A 19,734-nucleotide genomic window follows, 5' to 3' on the forward strand; every position below is an offset into this window, starting at 1 on the left:
CGCCACGCCTTCCGCTTCCGAGCCGCCGAGGGTTTTCAACCGACCCATTGCGATGCAGCACGATATCTGTGGCACAAGCCCGCTTTTTCCTTGCGACACCGGCCTGCTTGGCATTACTAAAAACTAAGGTAATGCGACAATATGTCAGCAGGCGCGGCAATGACAGGCCTACCTATTAATCACTCAATCAATAGACGAACCCTGCTGGCATCGACAGCAGCAGCCGTTCTGGTGGGTCTGACGCCCGCGCATGCGCGCTTTCTGTCAGGCGAAGTCCCCTGGGCGCCGGGTGCGGCAACGCCGCCGGAGCCTGCAACGCCGGGCGGCTGGCTCTTCTTCACGCCCGATGAGGCCCGCGCGGTGGAGGCCATCGTCGAGCGTCTCATCCCGGCCGACGAGCTGAGCCCCAGCGGCAAGGATGCGGGCTGTGCCGTCTTCATCGACCGCCAGCTCGCGGGCCCGTATGGCGCTGCCGAGCGGCTCTACATGAAGCCGCCCTTCGCCACCAATGCGGCGCCCGAATTCGGACCGCAGAGCCCCTTGTCACCGGCTCAGCAATATCGTGCGGGCCTCAAGGCGCTTGATGCGTGGTGCAAGGCCAACCGCAGCGGCAAATCCTTCGCCGATCTCTCGCCGACGGAGCGCGATACCGTCCTGACGGCGATGGAAAAGGGCGAAGCCAAATTCGAGGGCTTTGGTGCGCGGCCGCTTTTCAACCTGGTGCTGCAGAACACCATGGAAGGCTTCTTCGCCGACCCGCTCTATGGCGGCAACCGCGACATGGTGGGCTGGAAGCTCATTGGCTTCCCCGGTGCCCGCTATGACTATCGCGACTTCATCGACCACGTGACCGATCCCTACCCGCTTCCGCCCGTCGGCCTGCAGGGTCGCGCCGGCTGGACGCCGGGTCGCTGATCGGACCCATCCCCTTCCCTCTCCCGGGCCGCCGCGCGCGGACCGACAGGATAGAACGATGGCGCGCAAGCTCCCAAAGAAAGACGTGGTGATCATCGGCCTCGGCTGGACCGGATCGCTGCTCGCCCATGAACTCACGGACGCAGGTCTCGACGTTGTCGCGATCGAGCGTGGTCCATGGCGCGACACCTCCACCGACTTTTCGCCGACGCAGGATCCCGATGAGCTGCGCTACGGCATCCGTCTGGACCTGTTCCTGCGGCCGGCGCAGGAAACCTTTACGTTACGGCATAACATCGCCCAGCAGGCGCTGCCCATCCGATGGCCGGGCGCCTTCATCGTCGGAAACGGCGTCGGCGGCGCGGGCGTGCACTGGAACGGCCACACCTGGCGCTTCCTGGAGACGGATTTCACGCTGAAATCCCACCTCACCCAGCGTTATGGCGCCAGCGCCCTGCCAGAGGACATGCAGATCGAGGACTGGGGCGTCACCTACGCCGACCTCGAGCCCTATTACGACAAGTTCGAATACATCGCCGGCACGTCCGGCCGCGCCGGCAATATCCAGGGCAAGATGCAGGCGGGCGGCAATCCCTTCGAGGGCCCTCGCACGCGGGACTATCCTCTGCCTCCGCTCAAGGACACCGCGCCCACGGCGCTGTTCGCGAAGACCGCGAGCGAGATGGGCTATCACACCTTCCCGCGCCCTGCGAGCAATGCCTCAGAGGCCTATGTGAACCCGCTCGGCATCGCCATGGGGCCCTGCACCTACTGCGGCTTCTGCGAGCGCTTCGGCTGCGGCAACTATTCCAAGGCCAGTCCGCAGGCGAACGTTCTGCCGGTGCTGATGCGCAAGTCCAATTTCAGCGTGCGCACCGAATGCGAGGTGCTGCACATCAACAAGCATCCCGGCGGCAATGTCGCGACGGGCGTCACCTTCGTGGACAGCTCCGGCGAGGAATGGGACCAGCCCGCCGACATCGTGCTGGTGTGCGCCTACGGCCTGCACAATGTGCGGATGATGCTACTCTCCGGTATCGGCCAGCCCTATGATCCGAAGACGGGCGAAGGTGTGGTCGGGCGCAATTATGCCTACCAGTCCGCCGGTGCCGCCGGCCTGCTGTTCGAGGGCAAGCGCTTCAATCCCTTCGTCGGCGCCGGCTCGCTCGGCCAGTGCATCGACGACTTCAACGGCGACAATTTCGACCATACCGGCCTCGGCTTCGTGGGCGGCGCCAGCATCACCACGTCGAACTATCATGGCCGCCCCATCGCCATGTCGGCCACCCGTGCCCCAGGTACGCCGGCCTGGGGTTCTGCGTGGAAGAAGCAGGTGGCCTCCACCTATCAGAACACCTCGGCCGTGGCGGGCCAGGGCAGCGTCTATTCCTACCGCGACAAGTATCTGGACCTTGATCCCGTCTACAAGGACAGGTTCGGACGCCCGCTGCTGCGCATGACGTTCGACTGGCACGAGAACGAGAAGAAGATGACGCGCTTCATCGCCCAGAAGTGCGCCGAGATCGGCAAGGCCATGGGCGCCAAGCATGTGACGCCCCGCTCCCTGCCCGACCACTTCAACGTGGTGCCCTATCAGAGCACGCACAATACGGGCGGCGCCATCATGGGCGACAATCCCAAGCGCAGCGCGGTGAACCGCTATCTGCAGAGCTGGGACGCCCACAACGTGTTCGTCATCGGCGCCTCGGCCTTCCCACAGAATGCCGGCTACAACCCCACAGGCACCGTGGGTGCGCTGGCGCTCTGGGCAGCGGATGCCATCCGCACCCAGTATCTCAAAAACCCCGGCCCCCTGGTTCAGGCATAGGTCCGCCCATGTCCAGCGTCCTCAGCCGCCTTCTCGCCTGTGCCTTCGGCCTTGCCGTGGCCGGAACCCCGCTTCTTGCCCACGCCGACGGGCAGGACTTCGTCACCATCGAACGTGGCCGCTATCTGGCGACCGCGGGCGACTGCATCTCCTGCCACACGGCACCGGGCGGCAAGCCCTTCGCCGGCGGCCGTGGGATCATGACGCCCTTCGGCGTCATCTATACGCCCAACATCACGCCGGACCGCGACACCGGCCTCGGCACCTGGAGCAACGACCAGTTCGTCGCCGCCATGCAGCACGGCGTCGGCCAGAATGGCGAACTGCTCTATCCCGCCCTGCCCTATCCTTATTACACCAAGGTCAGGCGGGATGATCTGGTGGCCATCAAGGCCTATCTGGACACGCTGGACCCGGTGCGGAACGAAGCGCCACCGAACGGTCTGCCCTTCCCGCTCAACGTGCGCACGGCGCTCCTAGGCTGGAACATGCTGTTCTTCACGCCGGGCGAGTTCAAGCCGGACGCGGCGAAGTCCGAGGAATGGAATCGCGGCGCCTATCTCGTGGAGGGCCTCGGGCATTGCGGCGCCTGCCACACGCCCAAGAACCAGCTGGGCGGCGACAAGACCGACAAGGTGCTCGCCGGCGGCGTGCTGGATGAATGGTACGCACCGAACCTCGGCTCCGACCTGCGCACCGGCCTTGGCGCCTGGAGCGTCGAGGACATCGTCCAGTATCTGAAGACCGGACGGAACGCCAAGTCCGCCGCCTCCGGCCCGATGGCGGAAGTGGTCTATTACTCCACCCAGCACATGACCGACGCCGACCTGAAGGCGATGGCGACCTATCTGAAGGATCGCCCCTCCGCTCCCGCCGCCCCCGCACCCAAGCCGCTGCCGGCGGAAGACCCGGTGATGAAGGCGGGCCTTGCAGTCTATCAGGACAACTGCTCGGCCTGCCACGTCTCGACGGGCGCCGGCATCGCCCGCCTTTTCCCGGCGCTCAAGGACAGCGCCGTGGTGCAGGCGGACGAGGTGCAGACGCTGGTGCGCATCATCGACCAGGGCACCCGCGCCACCGCCACCAAAACAGCGCCCACCGGTCCCGGCATGCCGCCCTTCAACTGGAAGCTCAACGACGTCCAGACGGCGGCGGTCATCACTTACATCCGCAACGCTTGGGGCAATGCGGCCGCGCCGGTTTCCGCCGAGGATGTGAAGCGCATCCGCGTGCGCCTGACGGACACGGCCGCAACGCCCTGAGCGGCCCGACCGATCCACCTTTTGCAACCGCAGGCGCTCCCGGGCGCCTGCGGTTTTCTTTTGCGTGCTGGCGTAACGCACCGGCAGATCCGTTTTTACCGTTCGGCCAAGCTCAACTCTTGGGCATCTGCTGATATGAGCAGCAACTGAGCAATAGCGATTGACAGGGGAAGTCCATAGCTCGCAAAATTGGAACATGGTTCCGTATTTTGGAACCAACGAGACATGGACATGGGCGCCCTCGACACTGCAGTCGTCATTCTCCGTTGCTTCTCCGAAGCGCGCCCCGAGCTGAGCTTCGCGGAGATCATGACGGCCACCGGCATGCCCAAGAGCTCGACCTCGCGCATGCTCAGCGCACTGCGCGAGGCTCGCCTGCTGGAGCAGGACGAGGTGACCCGGCGCTTCCGTCCCGGCCTCCTGGCCTTCGAACTGGGCCGCCTCTATCGCGCCCATGACGATCTGATCAGCCGCACCGAAACCGCCCTCAAGGACGTGTGTGCCCGCACAGGCCATACCGGCTATATCGCGGTGCTGGACGGCTGCGATCAGCTGGTGCTGCGCATGGTGCCCGGCTCGAATCCGCTACGTGTGGTGAGCCCTGCCGGCCAGCGCGGCTCGGCGCTCGCCACTTCCAATGGCCGCGCCATGCTGGCCCGCCTGTCGGACGCGGAAATCCTCGCCCGCCTGCCGAAACCCTTTCCCAAGCTGCCGCGCAACTGCCCGCAATCGCCCGACGAACTGTTCCAGCGCATCGCCGAGATCCGCCGCACGGGACGGTCCATGTCCGACAACGAGGCCATCGAGGGCGTTGCGTCACAGGGCTTTGCCCTGTGCAGCCGGGAGACCAGCGAAATGATCGGCATCGCCATCTCCTACGCCAGTCAGGCCACCCCGCCTGACGAGCGCGCCCATGTGGCGCGGGAGATGGAGGCCATGGCCCGCAGCGTCGGGCGGGCCATTGGCGATGCGGTGTGGGGCCTTGAGACGGGAGAACAGGCGCGATGAACCGCACGGGCGCCAATGTGATGGGCCTTGCGCTGCTGCCGAGCGCGCTGTTCTTCGCCCTGTTCTTCTTCCTGCCCATCGGTCTCATGGCGGTGATGAGCTTTCTCACCGGCAATCCGGTGGTGATGCCAAATGTCACCGCCACCACCCGCCATTACGAGCGCATTCTCGACGATCCGTATTATTTCGAAGTGATGTGGACCACCGTTCGCATCGGCCTCTACACCACCGCAGCGACGCTCATCCTCGGCTATCCCCTCGCCCACCTGATGGCGCGCATCAAGAGCCGCTCCTTGCACGCCCTGCTGCTCATGGCGGTGCTGATGCCCATGCTCACCGGCATCGTGGTGCGCACCTTCGCCTGGATGGCGCTGCTCTCCGACAAGGGCGTCGTGAACCAGATTCTTCAGGCCCTCGGCTTCGCGCCCATGCAGTTGATGTATAACGAGTTTGGCATCGTGCTCGGCCTCGTGCATATCTATCTGCCCTTCATGATCCTGACGCTCACCGGCGTCATCGGCCGCATCGACGAGCGGCTGGAGCAGGCGGCGCAGAACCTCGGGGCAAGCCCCATCCGCGCCTTCATCGAGGTGACGCTGCCGCTCAGCGTGCCTGGCATCCTCGCCGGCTCGCTGCTGGTCTTTGCGCTGGCCATCAGCGCCTATGTGACGCCGATCCTGATGGGCGGCTTCCAGATCATGACGCTGCCGATCCTGATCTATCAGCAGATTTCCGCGAACTTCAACATCGGCTTCGCAGCGGCGCTCGGCATGGTGCTGCTCACCCTCTCGCTGATCCTCGTGTTCGCCTACAACCACATTCTCGCGGCCGTCAGCGGCCAGCGGGACCTTGCGTGAGGCCCGGCCATGCTCTCCCTGAAACTCGGCCGCTTCCTCTATCTCGCAGCCAACTGGGCGGTGCTGGCCTTCCTGCTGCTGCCCATCGCCATCATCTTCGTCTTCGCGCTCAACCCCACGCCCTATATCGAGTTTCCACCGGTCGGCATCTCGCTGAAGTGGTTCGACAAGTTCTTCGCATCCAGCCAGTTCATGTCGGCGCTCGCGCTGAGCCTTGAGGTGGCGGCGCTCACCACGGTCGCCGCGACCGTTCTCGGTGCCAGCGCGGCGCTCGGCATTGCGCGGGGCAATGTGCCTGGCTCGCGTTTCATCACCGCCATCATGCTCTCGCCGCTCATGCTGCCGGCGATCCTCACCGGCCTTGCCCTGTTCCAGACCTATGTGCTGATGGATGTCGGCCGCCCGCTCTGGGGGCTGGTGGTGGGCCACTGCCTCGTCACGGTGCCTTATGTGGTGCGCACCACTTTGGCCGTGCTGCACAATTTCGACCTGCGGCTGGAAGAGGCGGCACGCAATCTCGGCGCCAGCCCGCAACGCACATTCTTCGAGGTGACATTGCCGCTCATCAAGCCCGGCGTCATCGCCGGCGGCATCTTCGCCTTCATCGTCTCCTTCGACCAGTTTCCGGTGTCGCTGTTCCTCGTCACGCCGGGGCAGGAGACGCTGCCCATCACGCTGTTCAACTATCTGAAATACGACCTCGACGGCACGATTGGTGCCGCGTCCGTGGTCTCCATCCTCCTCGCCGCGCTGGTCGTCATCGGCCTCGACCGCACGGTGGGTCTCCGCTCCTACGTCAAGCTCTGAAAACAAACACCTTCCAGACGGGAAACCCAGCCATGACCGAGCACAGGACGTCCCTCAGCCGCCGTCAGTTCCTCGCCGCCGGCGCCGCCCTCGGGGCGGGCGCCATCGCCGCCCCGCATGTCTCGCGCGCCCAGGAGGCAGCGACGCTGCGCATCACGGGCTGGGGCGGCAAGTGGGGGCAAGTCATGTCGGCGGACGTGGTTCCCGCCTTCGAAAAGGAGTTCAAGTGCAAGGTGGTCACGGACACCGCCTTGCCCTTCCTGCCGAAGCTGCAGGCGAGCCCGCGCTCGGCGCCCATCTATGACGTGCTGCACACCAATTCCAACGAACAGTGGGCGGCGGTGGAGATGGGGCTCGTCGAGCCCAAGATCGACCCCAAGCTCGTGCCCAACCTTGCCGACGTCTATCCGTTTGCCATCAGCGACAAGATCGTCGGCGTCTCCATCTTCACCAGCGCCATCGGCCTCGGCATGCGCACGGACAAGGGCTATCCGACGCCGACCTCCTGGAAGGACCTCTGGGACGAGCGCTACAACGGTGTGCGTGGCGGCTATGTGATCCCGGTGAACAGCCTCGGCCAAGCCTTCGTGCCCATGTGCGGCATGCTCTACGGCAAGGGACCGACCGATCTCGACGCCGCCTATGCGGCGCTGGAAAAGGTGAAGCCGATCAAGCTCGTGGACTTCACCGGCGCGATGGAGAAGATGCTCCTCTCCGGCGAAGTCGGCATGTGCATCATCCACGACAGCGGCATCAACCGCTATTATGACGACAAGCCGCCGACCGCTTTCGTGGCGCCGAAGGAAGGTGTTCTGGCGCTGGAGCAGGTGCTCACCATCACCCCCGGCAGCAAGGTGAAGGAACTCGCCAACGCCTACGTCAACTACATGCTCTCGCCGGACGTGCAGAAGAAGCTGGCGCAGGCGGTGTGGTATTCGCCCTCCAACAAGATGGTGAAGCTGGACGAGCCCTATGCCTCCCGCCTGCTCACCACCCCGGAGAAGGTGGCGAGCCTCATCCAGGTGGACTGGAAGTGGTACAACGCCCACAAGGACGCCATCGACAGCCGCGTGAACCGGATCTTCCGCGCATGAGCGCACGGATCGAAATCGCCGGCGTGTCCAAGAGCTATGACGGCGCCACCCGCGCCGTCGATGCCATCGACATGACCATCGAGCCGGGGGAGTTCTTCTCCCTGCTCGGGCCCTCTGGCTGCGGCAAGACCACGACGCTGCGGATGATTGCCGGCTTCGAGATGCCGAGCGAAGGCATCATCCGCGTCGGGGGCGTGGACATCACCCGCGTGCCCGCGCACAAGCGCGACATGGGCATGGTGTTCCAGAACTACGCACTCTTCCCCCACCGCACGGTGCGGGAGAACGTCGCCTTCGGCCTCAGGATGCGCGGGCTGGCCCGCGCCACCATCGCGAAGAAGGTGGACGAGGCGCTCGCCATGGTGGCCCTCACCGGCTTCGAGGACCGCATGCCGGGCCAGCTCTCCGGCGGCCAGCAGCAGCGCGTGGCGCTGGCGCGGGCCATCGTCATCGAGCCACGCGTGCTGCTGTGCGACGAGCCGCTCGGCGCGCTCGACAAGAAGCTGCGCCAGTCCATGCAGTTCGAGCTGAAGCAGTTGCAGAAGAAGCTGGGTGTGACCCTCGTGTTCGTGACCCACGATCAGGAGGAAGCGCTCGCCATGTCCGATCGCATCGCAGTGCTCTCGCGCGGCAAGATCGAGCAGGTGGGCACGCCGGTGGAGATCTATGATCGCCCGGCCACCCGCTTCGTCGCAGACTTCATCGGCGAGACCAATCTGTTCAAGGGCGAGCTTGCCGCCACCACCGATGGCGGCCCGGCGCTGAAGGTCGGCGACGGCTTCGTGATCCCGCTGCCCGAGACGCCAGGCCTCGCCGGCCTCATCTCCGTCGGCCTGCGGCCGGAGAAGGTGCGGCTGGCCCCCGGCGACGCTCCCGGCATCGCGAGGGGCACCATCGAGAGCGCCAATTTCCAGGGCGGGCATGTGCTCTATCGCGTCGCCCTCGCCGGCAATCGCCATCTGCTGGCCCAGAGCCCCAATGACGGCAGCGGCGCGCCGCTCGCCGCCGGCACCGCCGTCTCCCTGTCTTGGACGCCGGGCGACCTCGTGATCCTGAAGGACTGATCCACCATGGAAAAGACGCGCATGGGCGTGGTCGTGATCGGCCAGAGCCCCCGCCCGACCATCGCGGCGGAGATCGCCGCCGTGGTCTCTCCCCATTTCGAGATCGACCTGCGAGGCGCCCTCGATGGCATGACGCGCGCCGAGATCGACGCCATTCCGCCCAAGGACGGGGCCGACTCCCTCTTCACCCTGCTGCCCTCCGGCGATGCCGTGAAGATCAGCAAGAAGGAGGTGGAGGCACGCGCCGCCCACCAGATCGCCCGTTTCGCGGAAGAAGGCGTCGCGGTCACGCTCATGGCCTGCACCGGCAAGTTCCCCAACCTGCCGGAAGACGGCAAGGTCATCTTCCCCTCCGCCGTGCTGCACAAGCTCGTGGAAGCGGTGCTGCCCAAGGGGCGGCTCGGCGTCTTCTCGCCGCTCGCCGAGCAGAGCGCGCTGATTCACAAGAAGTGGGAGCGCGATGGCGTCGAGGTGGTCGGCGTCACGCTCCAGCCGGGCTCGGACGAGGCGGCCGTGGATGCCGCCGCCGCCGAAATGGCTGCGCTCCAGCCGGACCTCGTGGTGATGGATTGCATGAGCTATTCCAGCGCCAACAAGGCCCGCGTCCGCCACACCTACAAGGGGCCGGTCGTGCTCGGCATCGCCACCGCGGCCCGCATCGTCGAGGAACTTCTGTCATGAGCGCCCAAGTGCGTGCGCCTGCCTTGCGCGAGATCACCGCGGACGAGATCGAGGCCCTGGCCATCGGCGCCTGGGTGCTGGGCACCGGGGGCGGCGGCAGCCCCTATCTCGGCCTCCTCAACATGCGCCGCCTCTACGCGGAGGGGCGCCGCGTCCAGCTCATGTCGCCGCTCGATCTGGCCGACGATGAATGGGTGGCGGTCGTCTCCAACATGGGCGCGCCGCTGGTGGGACAGGAGCGCCTCGCCGACAGCCGCAACACCGCCCGCGCGGTGCGGATGCAGGAAGAGATCAACGGCATCAAGTTCCGCGCCGTGATGTCGGTGGAGATCGGCGGCGGCAACGGCGTGCAGGCCCTCATGGCGGCGGCCGAGCTGGGCATTCCGGTGGTGGATGCGGACTGCATGGGCCGCGCCTTCCCCGAAGCACAGATGACCTCGGTGGCCATCGGCGGCCTCAAGCCCTATCCCTGCACGCTCTATGATCCGCGCGGCATTGAGGCCGTGGTCACCAAGGTGCCGAGCTGGAAGTGGATGGAGCGGGCGAGCCGCAAGATCTGCGTCGAGATGGGCTCCATTGCCTCCACCTCAAAAGCCCCGCGCACGGGCCGCGAGGTGAAGGACTGGGGCATCCACTTCACCACCACCGCCGCTATCCGCATCGGCCATGTGGTGATGGAGGCGAACCGCCGCCATGAAGACCCGGTAGCCGCCATCCTCGCCTCCGAGGGCGGGCTGAAACTCTTCACCGGCAAGGTGGTGGATGTGGCCCGGCGCACCACGGAAGGCTTTCTGCGCGGCAGCGCCGTCGTGGAGGGGCTGGAGGAGGATCGCGGCAGCCGCCTTGAACTCTCCTTCCAGAACGAGTGGATCGTCGCCTGGCGCGACGGCAAGGCCATCGCCACTTCGCCGGACCTCATCTGCGTCCTCGACAGCGTGACCGGCAATGGCGTCGGCACCGAGACGGTGCGCTATGGCCAGCGGGTGAGCATCATCGCTTTGCCCGCCCCCGCCGTGCTGACGACGCCCAAGGGTCTGGAGCATGTGGGCCCGCGCGCCTTCGGCTACGACCTCGATTTCCATTCCCTCTTCCAGCCGTCCGAAGGACGGGGAGCCTGACCCATGCGGCGCATCGGCATCGACGTCGGCGGCACCAATACGGATGCCGTGCTCATCGACGGCACCACCGTCATCCATTCCGTGAAGCGCGCCACCACGGCGGACGTGACCACGGGCATTCTCGACGCCCTCGCGGCGCTGCGCCAGCATCCGGCGACGGGCGGCAAGGTGGATGCGGTGGTCATCGGCACCACCCATTTCATCAATGCGGTGGTGCAGCGCCGCCACCTCCAGAAGGTGGCCGCCATCCGCCTCGGAATGCCGGCGAGCGCCGCGCTCCCGCCCTTCTGCGACTGGCCGTCGGATCTCGGCGCGCTGGTGAATGGCGAGGTCTTCATGCTCGAAGGCGGGCATGACTATGACGGCCGCCCCTTCATGCCGCTGGACACGGCCGGCGTGCGCGCGGCAGCCAGGCGCATCCGGGACCACGGCATCCGCTCGGTCGCCATCTCGGCCATCTTCTCCCCGCTCGATCCCAGCGGCGAGGAACAGGCGCGGGACATTCTGCTGGAGGAATGCCCGGACATCGCCGTCACCCTCTCCCACGACCTCGGCCGCATCGGCCTTCTGGAGCGGGAGAATGCGGCGCTGCTCAATGCCGCGCTGCGCGATCTCGCTGCCACCACTGTCTCGGCCTTCCGGAAGGCCATCGCGGACAGCGGCATCGATGCCCCGCTCTACCTCACCCAGAATGACGGCACGGTCATGCAGGCAGAGGTGGCGACCCAGTTCCCGGTCATGAGCTTTGCCTCTGGAGCGACCAACTCCATGCGCGGCGCGGCCCATCTGTCCGGCCTTGAGGACGCCATGGTGGTGGATGTGGGCGGCACCACATCGGACATCGGCCAGTTGCGCCATGGCTTCCCCCGCGAGGCGAATTCGGTGGTGGAGGTGGGCGGCGTGCGCACCCTGTTCCGGATGCCGGACCTGCTCTCCATCGGGCTAGGCGGCGGCAGCCATGTGGACCCGGACACGGGCCGCATCGGCCCGCTCTCGGTGGGCTACCGGCTGACGCAGGACGCCCTGGTCTTCGGCGGCACCCAGCTCACCGCCACGGACATTGCGGTGGCCGCCGGGCTTCTGGACATCGGCGACCGCGCCCGCGTGCAGCATCTCTCCGCCGGCCTCATCAAAGCGGCGCTGGAGAATGCGCGCCAGCAGCTTGAGGACAATGTGGACCGCATGAAGACCGAGGCGGGTGAAGTGCCGCTTCTGGCGGTCGGCGGCGGGGCCTTCCTCGTACCCGAGAAGCTCACCGGCTGCTCGCAGATCGTGCGCGTGCCCCATGGCGATTGCGCCAATGCGGTGGGCGCGGCCATCGCGCAGGTGAGCGGGGAGACCGATCAGGTGTTCCGCGATCTCTCCCGCGATGCGGCCATCGAAGCGGCCCTCACCATCGCCCGCGACCGGGCGGTAGCGGCGGGCGCGGATCGGGACAGCCTCAAGACGGTGGAAGTGGAAGACATGCCCATCGCCTATCTGCCCGGCAATGCCCTGCGCGTGCGGGCGCGGGTGGCCGGCGGCATCGCAACGCCGGAGGTGCGCGACGCGGCCTGAGCCCAAAAATGGAGACGCCGGCAGCGGGTGAACTGCCGGCTTCTCCACTTCATCCGCTCGTCAGTCCTGCCGCACGTCCGCGACGGCGCCGCCGGTGAGGCGCACCAGTTCCTGCGGCGTGGTGCGGAACACGTGCATGGGCGAGCCGGCAGCAGCCCAGACGGGATCGAGCGCCATCAGATCGGCGTCGATCAGGGTGGTCACGCCGCAGGCATGGCCCACGGGCGCGACACCACCCACCGCAAAGCCGGTCTTTTCCTGCACCCAGGCCGGATCGGCGGGCTTCACCGCAAGGCCCGTCACCGCCGCCACCTTCTTGCGGTCGATGCGGTTGCTGCCCGAGGCCACCACCAGCACAGGCTCATCCCCGGCGCGGAAGATGATGGATTTCGCGATCTGCGCCACGTCACAGCCGACGGAGGCGGCAGCGTCCGCCGCGCTGCGCGTGCCGCTCTCGAAGGCGGCGATGCTGTCGGGATGATCGGCGGCCTTCAGGGCCTCGCGCACGCGGTCAACGGCTTCCACTGAACCTGTCTCCTGTCCCGCCGCGCGGCACATCTGCCAGCGCCAAGGCGGCGGAGGCTCGAAAGCACGAAATGCCGCGCCCGTCCACCCTGCGCCGACGCGGCGTCAGCGCGGTCAGCTCGCGAACGCGGCGCGGGCTTCCGGCAGATCCCAGATGCGCTGGATGGCGGCGGTGCCGGCGGCAACGATCGCCGCCTCATCGGCATGGACATAACGCCCGCCCGAAACGAGCACGCGCCCGTCCACGATCACCGCATCCACATTCGCGCGATTGGCGAGCCACACCAGCGCCCGGCGGGGATCGAACAGCGGCTGGAGGTGGGGATGGGTGAGGTCGATCACGGTGAGGTCTGCCGTCGCGCCGGGCCGGAGCGCGCCAAGGTCCGGCCGCGAGATGGCCGCTGCCGCCTCGCTGGTGACGGCGGCGATCAACTCCGGCGCCGAGGCGATGGTGGCGGAACCCGCCTGCGTCTTGGAGATGAGGGCCGCCGCGCTCAATTCTCCCAGAAGGTCGAGGTTATAACCGTCCGTGCCCACCAGCGTGCGGATGCCGAAGCTGCGGAAGCGGCCGAAATTGGCCACCATGCCGGCGCGGGCGAAGACGCGGGGGCAGTTGAGCACGGTCATGCCCCGCGCCGCCATCAGGCGCAGGTCATCGTCCGTGCTGGCGATGCAGTGGGCTGCCAGGAGATCCGGCGCGAGAAGGCCGAGCCAGTCCAGATATTCCGCCGGCGAGCGGCCGTGGCGCTCGCGGATGGTCGCGACCTCCCGCTCGCTCTGGGCGAGGTGGGTGGTGATGGGCACATTCAGCTCCCGCGCCCGCGCCGCCGCCGCCCGCAGCAGGTCCGGGTCGCAGGTATCCGTGGCGTGGGGGCTCATGGCGAGGCGGATGCGACCTTCGTCCGCGCCATCCCAGCGCTGGTAGAGCGCGTTCCAGGCGGCAAGGTCGGCTTCGCCGTCGCTGCCCTTGTAGCGCACGGTGCCATCCGCATCGGCGCGGGCATCGGCGGTGGAGAAGAGATAGGGCGCGCCGTAGAAGCGCAGGCCCATCTCTTCGGCCGCCTCGAACATCTCCGGCAGGCCGTTCCGGAACGGCTCCATGACGGTGGTCGCACCGCCCTTCAGGATCTGGAGGATGCCGAGGCGGGCGATGGCCATGCGCTCGTCGGGGGAGAGAATGTCGAGCCCGGTCCGCGTGAGGGGCAGGAGCACCGTATAGACCACGGACTGGTTGTTCTTGCGCCCCGCACCGTCCTCCGTGTGGGTACGCGCCACCATCTCGCTGAAGCAGTGATTGTGCAGGTTCATGAGGCCCGGCAGCACGAAACGGCCGGGTGCGTCGAGTACCACATCCGCGCCTTCGGGCCGGGTGGGCGTAATGGCGGCGATGCGGCGCCCCTCGGTGAGCACCCAGTGATCACGCAGCACCTCAGGCCCGTCTACTCCCTGCGCCAGCACATAGGAGCCGAAGACGGCGGTGGTGGTGGGGGCGAACATGGGGGCATCCTCTCTGCCGGCGGCCCGTGGCCGCGTCATGCCTCGATTATGGAAGATGCGCGCGCGGATGCGCGGCGTGTTCAATCCTCACCGCTATGAAATTGCCGTCCCCTGTATTCCCGTTGCGAATAGAGCTCAGCCACCCTGGCCCACCAGATGGGGCACCGTCACGGACAGCGTGACCCGCAGCGCATCGAGAAAGCGCCCGGCCGCCACCGGTGGACGCCGCAGGCCCGACCAGAAGGCGGAGGCGACGCAAGGCACGCGGGGCGCGAAAGGCAGCACTACGAGCCCTGCCTGCCCAGATGACGCCGGGGAGAAGGCATCCACCACCGCAGCCCCGAGTCCCGCCGCCGCGAGCACGCAGGCGGTGCCGCAATAGCGCACCATCACGCTCGCCTCATAAGGCACGCCAGACGCCTCGAACGCCGTGCGGACGGACTGGCCCATGCGCGTTTCGCCCTCCAGCCCCACGAAGCTGCGGCCCCTCAGGAGATCCGGCGTCACCACCTCTTCCCGCGCCAGCGGATGGTCCTCCCGGCACACGCAGACCATCGCCCCCTCATGCAACGCCTGCACCTTCAGGGCTGGCGTGTCGCCCAGCGCGAGGCCGAAGCCGAGGTCGGCCGCGCCCGTTTCCACCCCCTCGATCACCTCGTCCAGATGGCGCACATCGAAGCCCACGCGCACCTTGGGGTTGGCGGCGGCAAAGCGCACCAGCGTCTGCGCAATCACCCCATGGCCGAGCGGCGGCGTGGACAGGATGCGCAGGCGCGCCACCTTGTCGTCCCGCAGGTCGCGCACGCGCGTTTCAAGGGCGGCGTGCATGGCGAACAGGGGCTCGGAATCCTCATAGATCATCCGCGCCGCATCGGTGGGGAAGAGGCGGTTATTGATGCGGTCGAACAGCAGGAAGCCAATCTGGCTCTCCATCTGCTTGAGCGCGTTGCTCACCGCCGGCTGGGACATGGACAGCGCGGTCGCCGCGCCCATGGTGGTCTGGCACCGCATAACGGCGCGAAAGATCTCCAGCTGGCGCAGGTTCATCGCGCACCTATTCGGAATGCAAATGGCGAAGGCTGCGTTTTTATAATCAAGAACGTTGAAATGCGCAAAGAGTGTGCGAGGCTCTGAAGTGACGAAAATTCGATCACTTCTCGAAAGCCAGCCTGCCCATGACCCGCGTTCTCCGCCTCGCCGCCGCCCAGATGGGCCCCACCTCCCGGACGGAGCCGCGTGCGGTGACACTCGACCGCATGATCCGCCTTCTGGAGGTGGCCGCCGCCGATGGCGCGCAGCTTGTGGTGTTTCCCGAGCTGGCCTTCACCACCTTCTTCCCGCGCTGGCTGCTGGACGACGCCGAACTGCTGGCAAGCTTCGAAACCGCCATGCCCAATCCCGGCGTGCAGCCCCTGTTCGACCGGGCGCGGGCGCTCGGTGTCGGCTTCTATGTGGGTTATGCGGAACTGACCCCCGCTGGTCAGCGCTTCAACAGCTCCATCACGGTTGGGCCGGACGGCACCATCCTCGGCAAGTATCGCAAGGTGCATCTGCCGGGCTCCGTCGAGCCGCGCCCCGGTGACCGGTTCCAGCAGCTTGAGAAGCGCTATTTCGAATATGGCGACCTCGGCTTTCCGGCCTTCCGCGGGCCGCAGGCATGGCAGTCTCCCGTTCTGGGAATGCTCGTGTGCAACGACCGCCGCTGGCCCGAGGCGTGGCGCGCCTATGGGTTGCAAGGCGTTGAACTGATGCTCATGGGCTACAATTCCGCCGCCTATGACCCCAACGGCGGCAACACCGAGGATGCCGCGCTGCGCACCTTCCACTCCACGCTGGTGGCGCAGGCCAATGCCTATATGAACGCCACCTGGGCGGTCAGCGTCGCCAAGGCAGGCGACGAGGACGGCTCGGCCCTCATCGGCGGCTCCTGCATCGTCGACCCCAATGGCGTGCTGGTGGCGCAGGCCAAGACGCTTGAGGACGAGGTTCTGGTGGCGGATTGCGATCTCGATGCCTGCCGGCAGGGCAAGGAGAAGATGTTCAATTTCGCCGCCCATCGCCGCCCCGAGCATTACCGGCGGCTGGTGGAGCAGGTCGGCGCTGTTCTTCCCGCATGATCATTCAGGGCAAGGAGTGACCGGAGTGCAGCGATGACCGCGCCATTGCCCGACATCTCGGGCTACAGCATCGCCCCGCAGCGCCACTGGGGGCGATGGATCGCGGTTGCGGTCATCTTGCTGCTGCTGGCGGCCCTCGCCCGCGCTTTCGCGGTGGGCATGATCGAATGGCAGTTTGTCGGCACCTTCCTCACAGCGCCGGTCATTCTCACGGGCCTGCTCAACACCGTCGTCATGACGTTCGCGGCCATGGCGGTGGGCATCCTGCTCGGCGTCATCACTGCCATCATGCGCATGTCGCCCAATCCGGTGCTGCGCGGCGTCGCCATGGGCTATGTCTGGCTGTTCCGGGGCACGCCGGTCATCCTCCAGCTGCTGCTGTGGTTCAACCTCGCGCTCATCTTCCCCCGGCTCGGCCTCAGCGGCGTGTGGACGGTGCGCACGGTGGACGTGATGACGCCGGTGGTGGCCGCCCTCCTCGGCCTCGGCATCAATCAGGGCGCCTATACGTCGGAGGTGGTGCGTGCGGGCCTGCTAGCGGTGGACACTGGCCAGTATGAGGCGGCGAAAGCCATCGGCATGACGCGCCTTCTGGCGCTGCGCCGCGTCGTGCTGCCGCAGGCCATGCGGGTGATCATTCCGCCACTCGGCAACGAATTCATCGGCATGGTGAAGCTGACCTCGCTGGCGTCCGTGATCCAGTTCACGGAAATCCTGCACAGCGCGCAGAACATCTATTACGCCAATTCCCGGGTCATCGAGCTGCTGATCGTCGCTGCCATCTGGTATCTTGCGATTGTGTCCCTGCTCACTCCCTTGCAGATGCTGCTGGAGCGCCGGTTCGCGCGCGGCACGGCAGGTGGCCGATGAGCACCGCTCCCATCGTCTCCATCGTCGGGCTGGAAAAGCATTTCGGCGCCTTTCAGGTGCTCCACCATGTCTCGCTGGATGTCTCTTCCGGCGAGGTTGTGTGCATCATCGGGGCCTCCGGCTCGGGCAAGACCACGCTCCTGCGCTGCGTGAACCAGCTCGTGGAGCAGGACGCCGGCGCCATCTGGGTGGATGGCGAGCTAAACGGCTTCTCCATCCATAACGGCCGCCTGCACCGCCTGCCGGAAGCCGCGATTGCCCGCCAGCGTCTCGCCACCGGCATGGTGTTCCAGCGCTTCAACCTCTTTCCGCACATGACGGCGCTGGAGAACATCGTCGAGGGGCCGGTGCAGGTGCAGAAGCGCGAGCGCAAGGCGGTGGAGCAGGAAGCGTGCGACCTTCTCGCCCGCGTGGGCCTTGCGGACAAGGCGGGCCACTATCCCGCCCAGCTCTCCGGCGGCCAGCAGCAGCGTGTCGCCATCGCCCGCGCGCTCTGCATGAAGCCGAAGGTGATGCTGTTCGACGAGCCGACCTCGGCGCTCGATCCCGAACTGGTGGGCGAGGTGCTCGCCGTCATGAAGGAACTCGCCGCCTCCGGCATGACCATGATTGTCGTCACCCACGAACTGGGCTTCGCCCGCGAGGTGGCGGACCGGGTGGTGTTCATGGATCAGGGCCGCATCGTCGAGGCGGGCAGCGCCGAGCAGGTGCTCGGCCAGCCCCGCGAAGCCCGCACACAGGCTTTCCTATCCGCCGTTCTCGGCTAACCGGAGACGCATCATGCTGAAACGCCTTCTGCTCGGCGCCTGCCTGCTTCTTCCCCTCGCCGCCGGCGCAGCGGAAATTCCCACCGAAATCAAGACGCGCGGCACGATCATCGTCGCCGTCATTCCCAATTATCCGCCGCTGGAATTCAAGGATCCCGCCACTGGCCAACTCAACGGCTTCGACATCGCGCTCGGCAATGCGCTGGCCGAAAAGCTGGGGCTCAAGATGCAGTGGCAGGAGACGAGCTTCGAGGCCATGCTGCCGGCGCTGAAGACCGGGCGCGTGGACATTATCCTCTCCGGCATGAGCGACCTGCCCACCCGCCGCGATGGCGCGAGCTTCATCGACTATCTGCGCTCGGGCACGCAATTCTTCACGCAGGCGAGCCGCGCGTCGGAATTCCCGAACCGCGAGGCCCTCTGCGGCCAGAAAGTGGGCGCGAGCCGCCGCACCTCGCTGCCCGGCGTCATCAAGGACTTCTCCGACACCGCCTGCGTCGGCGCCGGCAAGCCGGCGATCGTTGTGGTGGGCACCGAAGGCTCGGCGGATGCGCGCACGCAGCTCCGGCAGGGCCGCATCGATGCCGCCATGCAGGGCGACGAGACGCTGCCCTATATCATGGCCCAGGAACCCAACACCTACGCTCTGGTGGGAGAGCCCACCCGCTGGACGCTCATGGGCCTTGCCACCAACAAGGAGGCCACCGGCCTGCGTGATGCCCTCGCGGACGCCCTGCGCGGGCTGATCGCCGATGGCACATACGCCAAGCTGCTCGCCACCTGGACGCTTTCCCGAAACGGCATTCAAGAGGTCACGATCGATGCCGGACAATGACGCCTTCGCGCGCCTTCCTCTGGCCCCGGCCAACCGCGCGCCGGCCGCCCCGCTCATTCCCTGGCCGCACGGCAAGCGTGGCGCCATGTTCCTCTCCGCCGACGTGGATGCGGAAAGCGCTTGGACCTCGAAGGATCCGGCCCGCTATGAGGAACTGGTCACCATGTCCTTCGGCGGCTTCGAGGCGCGCGTGGGCGTGCCGAAGATGCTGCAACTGTTCGACCAGCTGGAGATGAAGGCCACCTTCTTCATCACCGGCTGGAGCGTGGAGGCCCATCCCGCCACCTGCGAGGCGATCCTGAAGGCGGGGCACGAGATCGGCCATCACGGCTTCCATCACATCATGCCCATGCCAGGCGACCCCTCGCTCACGGAGGAAGTGGACCGGGGGCTTGAGACGCTGAAGCGGCGCCTCGGCGTGGTGCCGGTGGGCTATCGCGCGCCCTATGGCGAAAGCTGCGAGGAACTCCGCGTGCTGCTGAAAGAGCGCGGGCTGAAATATTCCTCCTCCTGGCGCGATGATGTGCGGCCCTACCGCCACGTGCTGGCGGACGGCACGCCGGGCCTCGTTGAGCTTCCGGTCACCATGACCTATGATGACTGGCTCTACGGCCTCACCAATCGCTATTCGCCGCGCCCGCTGTTCCCGCGCGAGCACGTGCTGTCCATCTGGAAGGACGAGCTTGAGGAAACCGCCGACTGGGGCGGGCTCATCACCACCGTCCTGCACCCGCAGGTGAGCGGACGGCCCATGCGGCTGAAGCTGCTGCGCGAGTTCCTGACCTGGGTGCGCGATCGCGGCGACATCTGGACCGCCACGGGTGCCGAGATCACCGCCCATTTCGAGGCCCACGAGCCGACGGCCTGATTGCCCGCCGACTCTCCCCGCCCGGCCCATCTGGCCGGGCGTTCTCCTTCCGCCAACAAGGCCC

At 66.8% G+C, this 19,734-nt stretch carries 19 protein-coding genes; 16 read left to right on the forward strand and 3 right to left on the reverse strand.

The window, feature by feature from the left end; translation table 11 throughout:
- Positions 1–141 precede the first annotated feature (141 nt).
- The 11 genes from DFO45_RS20210 to DFO45_RS20260 all read left to right on the forward strand — a co-directional run bounded on the left by DFO45_RS20210 (position 142) and on the right by DFO45_RS20260 (position 12,191).
- Positions 142–915 carry a gluconate 2-dehydrogenase subunit 3 family protein gene (locus DFO45_RS20210; protein ID WP_133866271.1) on the forward strand — a complete coding sequence of 258 codons (774 nt, stop codon included), beginning with the start codon at positions 142–144 and terminating at the stop codon, positions 913–915.
- 58 nt (positions 916–973) lie between these two features.
- Entirely contained in the window at positions 974–2,743 is a 1,770-nt protein-coding gene (locus tag DFO45_RS20215) for a GMC family oxidoreductase (protein ID WP_133866272.1), read from the forward strand.
- Positions 2,744–2,751: 8 nt separating this feature from the next.
- The gene (locus tag DFO45_RS20220) at positions 2,752–4,005 is read left to right on the forward strand and encodes a cytochrome c (RefSeq protein ID WP_133866273.1); all 1,254 of its coding nucleotides are present in this window, start codon (positions 2,752–2,754) and stop codon (positions 4,003–4,005) included.
- 231 nt (positions 4,006–4,236) lie between these two features.
- Complete coding sequence (locus tag DFO45_RS20225) at positions 4,237–5,013, forward strand: IclR family transcriptional regulator (protein ID WP_012171245.1); 777 nt, start codon at positions 4,237–4,239, stop codon at positions 5,011–5,013.
- Positions 5,010–5,870 carry an ABC transporter permease gene (locus DFO45_RS20230; protein ID WP_043879382.1) on the forward strand — a complete coding sequence of 287 codons (861 nt, stop codon included), beginning with the start codon at positions 5,010–5,012 and terminating at the stop codon, positions 5,868–5,870. The genes DFO45_RS20225 and DFO45_RS20230 overlap by 4 nt, the downstream gene beginning before the upstream one ends.
- 9 nt (positions 5,871–5,879) lie before the next feature.
- On the forward strand, positions 5,880–6,677 hold the full coding sequence (locus DFO45_RS20235) for an ABC transporter permease (RefSeq protein WP_133866274.1): 798 nt from the start codon (positions 5,880–5,882) through the stop codon (positions 6,675–6,677).
- Between the two features lie 32 nt (positions 6,678–6,709).
- On the forward strand, positions 6,710–7,771 hold the full coding sequence (locus DFO45_RS20240) for an ABC transporter substrate-binding protein (RefSeq protein WP_012171248.1): 1,062 nt from the start codon (positions 6,710–6,712) through the stop codon (positions 7,769–7,771).
- Positions 7,768–8,835 carry an ABC transporter ATP-binding protein gene (locus DFO45_RS20245; RefSeq protein ID WP_133866275.1) on the forward strand — a complete coding sequence of 356 codons (1,068 nt, stop codon included), beginning with the start codon at positions 7,768–7,770 and terminating at the stop codon, positions 8,833–8,835. The genes DFO45_RS20240 and DFO45_RS20245 overlap by 4 nt, the downstream gene beginning before the upstream one ends.
- A 6-nt stretch (positions 8,836–8,841) precedes the next feature.
- Positions 8,842–9,516 (forward strand): AroM family protein, encoded by a 675-nt coding sequence (locus DFO45_RS20250; RefSeq protein ID WP_245518199.1) that lies wholly within the window; start codon positions 8,842–8,844, stop codon positions 9,514–9,516.
- Positions 9,513–10,634, forward strand: a complete 1,122-nt coding sequence (locus DFO45_RS20255) for a DUF917 domain-containing protein (protein ID WP_133866276.1) — start codon at positions 9,513–9,515, stop codon at positions 10,632–10,634. Before DFO45_RS20250 ends, DFO45_RS20255 begins: the two co-directional genes overlap by 4 nt.
- A 3-nt stretch (positions 10,635–10,637) precedes the next feature.
- On the forward strand, positions 10,638–12,191 hold the full coding sequence (locus DFO45_RS20260) for a hydantoinase/oxoprolinase N-terminal domain-containing protein (RefSeq protein WP_133866277.1): 1,554 nt from the start codon (positions 10,638–10,640) through the stop codon (positions 12,189–12,191).
- 60 nt (positions 12,192–12,251) lie between these two features.
- Here the strand turns inward: DFO45_RS20260 and DFO45_RS20265 are convergent, their stop codons facing one another.
- The 3 genes from DFO45_RS20265 to DFO45_RS20275 all read right to left on the reverse strand — a co-directional run bounded on the left by DFO45_RS20265 (position 12,252) and on the right by DFO45_RS20275 (position 15,260).
- Positions 12,252–12,716 (reverse strand): YbaK/EbsC family protein, encoded by a 465-nt coding sequence (locus tag DFO45_RS20265; protein ID WP_012171253.1) that lies wholly within the window; start codon positions 12,714–12,716, stop codon positions 12,252–12,254.
- Positions 12,717–12,830: 114 nt separating this feature from the next.
- Entirely contained in the window at positions 12,831–14,213 is a 1,383-nt protein-coding gene (locus DFO45_RS20270) for an amidohydrolase family protein (protein WP_133866279.1), read from the reverse strand.
- A 135-nt stretch (positions 14,214–14,348) separates the two neighbouring features.
- A complete protein-coding gene (locus DFO45_RS20275; RefSeq protein WP_133866280.1) occupies positions 14,349–15,260 on the reverse strand; it encodes a LysR family transcriptional regulator in 912 nt (303 codons plus the stop codon).
- Positions 15,261–15,388: 128 nt separating this feature from the next.
- Between DFO45_RS20275 and DFO45_RS20280 the strand changes: the two genes are divergently transcribed.
- The 5 genes from DFO45_RS20280 to DFO45_RS20300 are packed head-to-tail and all read left to right on the forward strand — an operon-like array spanning position 15,389 to position 19,670.
- Positions 15,389–16,330: an N-carbamoyl-D-amino-acid hydrolase gene (locus DFO45_RS20280; RefSeq protein WP_133866281.1), complete on the forward strand. Its 942-nt coding sequence runs from the start codon at positions 15,389–15,391 to the stop codon at positions 16,328–16,330.
- A gap of 33 nt (positions 16,331–16,363) precedes the next feature.
- Positions 16,364–17,200 (forward strand): amino acid ABC transporter permease, encoded by an 837-nt coding sequence (locus tag DFO45_RS20285; RefSeq protein ID WP_133866282.1) that lies wholly within the window; start codon positions 16,364–16,366, stop codon positions 17,198–17,200.
- Positions 17,197–17,967, forward strand: coding sequence for an amino acid ABC transporter ATP-binding protein (locus tag DFO45_RS20290; RefSeq protein WP_133866283.1), 771 nt, complete (start codon positions 17,197–17,199; stop codon positions 17,965–17,967). The genes DFO45_RS20285 and DFO45_RS20290 overlap by 4 nt, the downstream gene beginning before the upstream one ends.
- 13 nt (positions 17,968–17,980) lie before the next feature.
- The gene (locus DFO45_RS20295) at positions 17,981–18,802 is read left to right on the forward strand and encodes an ABC transporter substrate-binding protein (protein ID WP_133866284.1); all 822 of its coding nucleotides are present in this window, start codon (positions 17,981–17,983) and stop codon (positions 18,800–18,802) included.
- The gene (locus DFO45_RS20300) at positions 18,789–19,670 is read left to right on the forward strand and encodes a polysaccharide deacetylase (protein ID WP_133866285.1); all 882 of its coding nucleotides are present in this window, start codon (positions 18,789–18,791) and stop codon (positions 19,668–19,670) included. Before DFO45_RS20295 ends, DFO45_RS20300 begins: the two co-directional genes overlap by 14 nt.
- Positions 19,671–19,734: the final 64 nt, after the last annotated feature.

The sequence above is a fragment of the Azorhizobium sp. AG788 genome (assembly GCF_004364705.1).
Taxonomy (GTDB): Bacteria; Pseudomonadota; Alphaproteobacteria; order Rhizobiales; family Xanthobacteraceae; genus Azorhizobium; species Azorhizobium caulinodans.

Bases quoted from the DNA above. Each gene is read 5' to 3' on its own strand.
- DFO45_RS20210 (WP_133866271.1), top strand. From the start codon at position 142: ATGTCAGCAGGCGCGGCAATGACAGGCCTACCTATTAATCACTCAATC.
- DFO45_RS20215 (WP_133866272.1), top strand. From the start codon at position 974: ATGGCGCGCAAGCTCCCAAAGAAAGACGTGGTGATCATCGGCCTCGGC.
- DFO45_RS20220 (WP_133866273.1), top strand. From the start codon at position 2,752: ATGTCCAGCGTCCTCAGCCGCCTTCTCGCCTGTGCCTTCGGCCTTGCC.
- DFO45_RS20225 (WP_012171245.1), top strand. From the start codon at position 4,237: ATGGGCGCCCTCGACACTGCAGTCGTCATTCTCCGTTGCTTCTCCGAA.
- DFO45_RS20230 (WP_043879382.1), top strand. From the start codon at position 5,010: ATGAACCGCACGGGCGCCAATGTGATGGGCCTTGCGCTGCTGCCGAGC.
- DFO45_RS20235 (WP_133866274.1), top strand. From the start codon at position 5,880: ATGCTCTCCCTGAAACTCGGCCGCTTCCTCTATCTCGCAGCCAACTGG.
- DFO45_RS20240 (WP_012171248.1), top strand. From the start codon at position 6,710: ATGACCGAGCACAGGACGTCCCTCAGCCGCCGTCAGTTCCTCGCCGCC.
- DFO45_RS20245 (WP_133866275.1), top strand. From the start codon at position 7,768: ATGAGCGCACGGATCGAAATCGCCGGCGTGTCCAAGAGCTATGACGGC.
- DFO45_RS20250 (WP_245518199.1), top strand. From the start codon at position 8,842: ATGGAAAAGACGCGCATGGGCGTGGTCGTGATCGGCCAGAGCCCCCGC.
- DFO45_RS20255 (WP_133866276.1), top strand. From the start codon at position 9,513: ATGAGCGCCCAAGTGCGTGCGCCTGCCTTGCGCGAGATCACCGCGGAC.
- DFO45_RS20260 (WP_133866277.1), top strand. From the start codon at position 10,638: ATGCGGCGCATCGGCATCGACGTCGGCGGCACCAATACGGATGCCGTG.
- DFO45_RS20270 (WP_133866279.1), bottom strand. From the start codon at position 14,213: ATGTTCGCCCCCACCACCACCGCCGTCTTCGGCTCCTATGTGCTGGCG.
- DFO45_RS20275 (WP_133866280.1), bottom strand. From the start codon at position 15,260: ATGAACCTGCGCCAGCTGGAGATCTTTCGCGCCGTTATGCGGTGCCAG.
- DFO45_RS20280 (WP_133866281.1), top strand. From the start codon at position 15,389: ATGACCCGCGTTCTCCGCCTCGCCGCCGCCCAGATGGGCCCCACCTCC.
- DFO45_RS20285 (WP_133866282.1), top strand. From the start codon at position 16,364: ATGACCGCGCCATTGCCCGACATCTCGGGCTACAGCATCGCCCCGCAG.
- DFO45_RS20290 (WP_133866283.1), top strand. From the start codon at position 17,197: ATGAGCACCGCTCCCATCGTCTCCATCGTCGGGCTGGAAAAGCATTTC.
- DFO45_RS20295 (WP_133866284.1), top strand. From the start codon at position 17,981: ATGCTGAAACGCCTTCTGCTCGGCGCCTGCCTGCTTCTTCCCCTCGCC.
- DFO45_RS20300 (WP_133866285.1), top strand. From the start codon at position 18,789: ATGCCGGACAATGACGCCTTCGCGCGCCTTCCTCTGGCCCCGGCCAAC.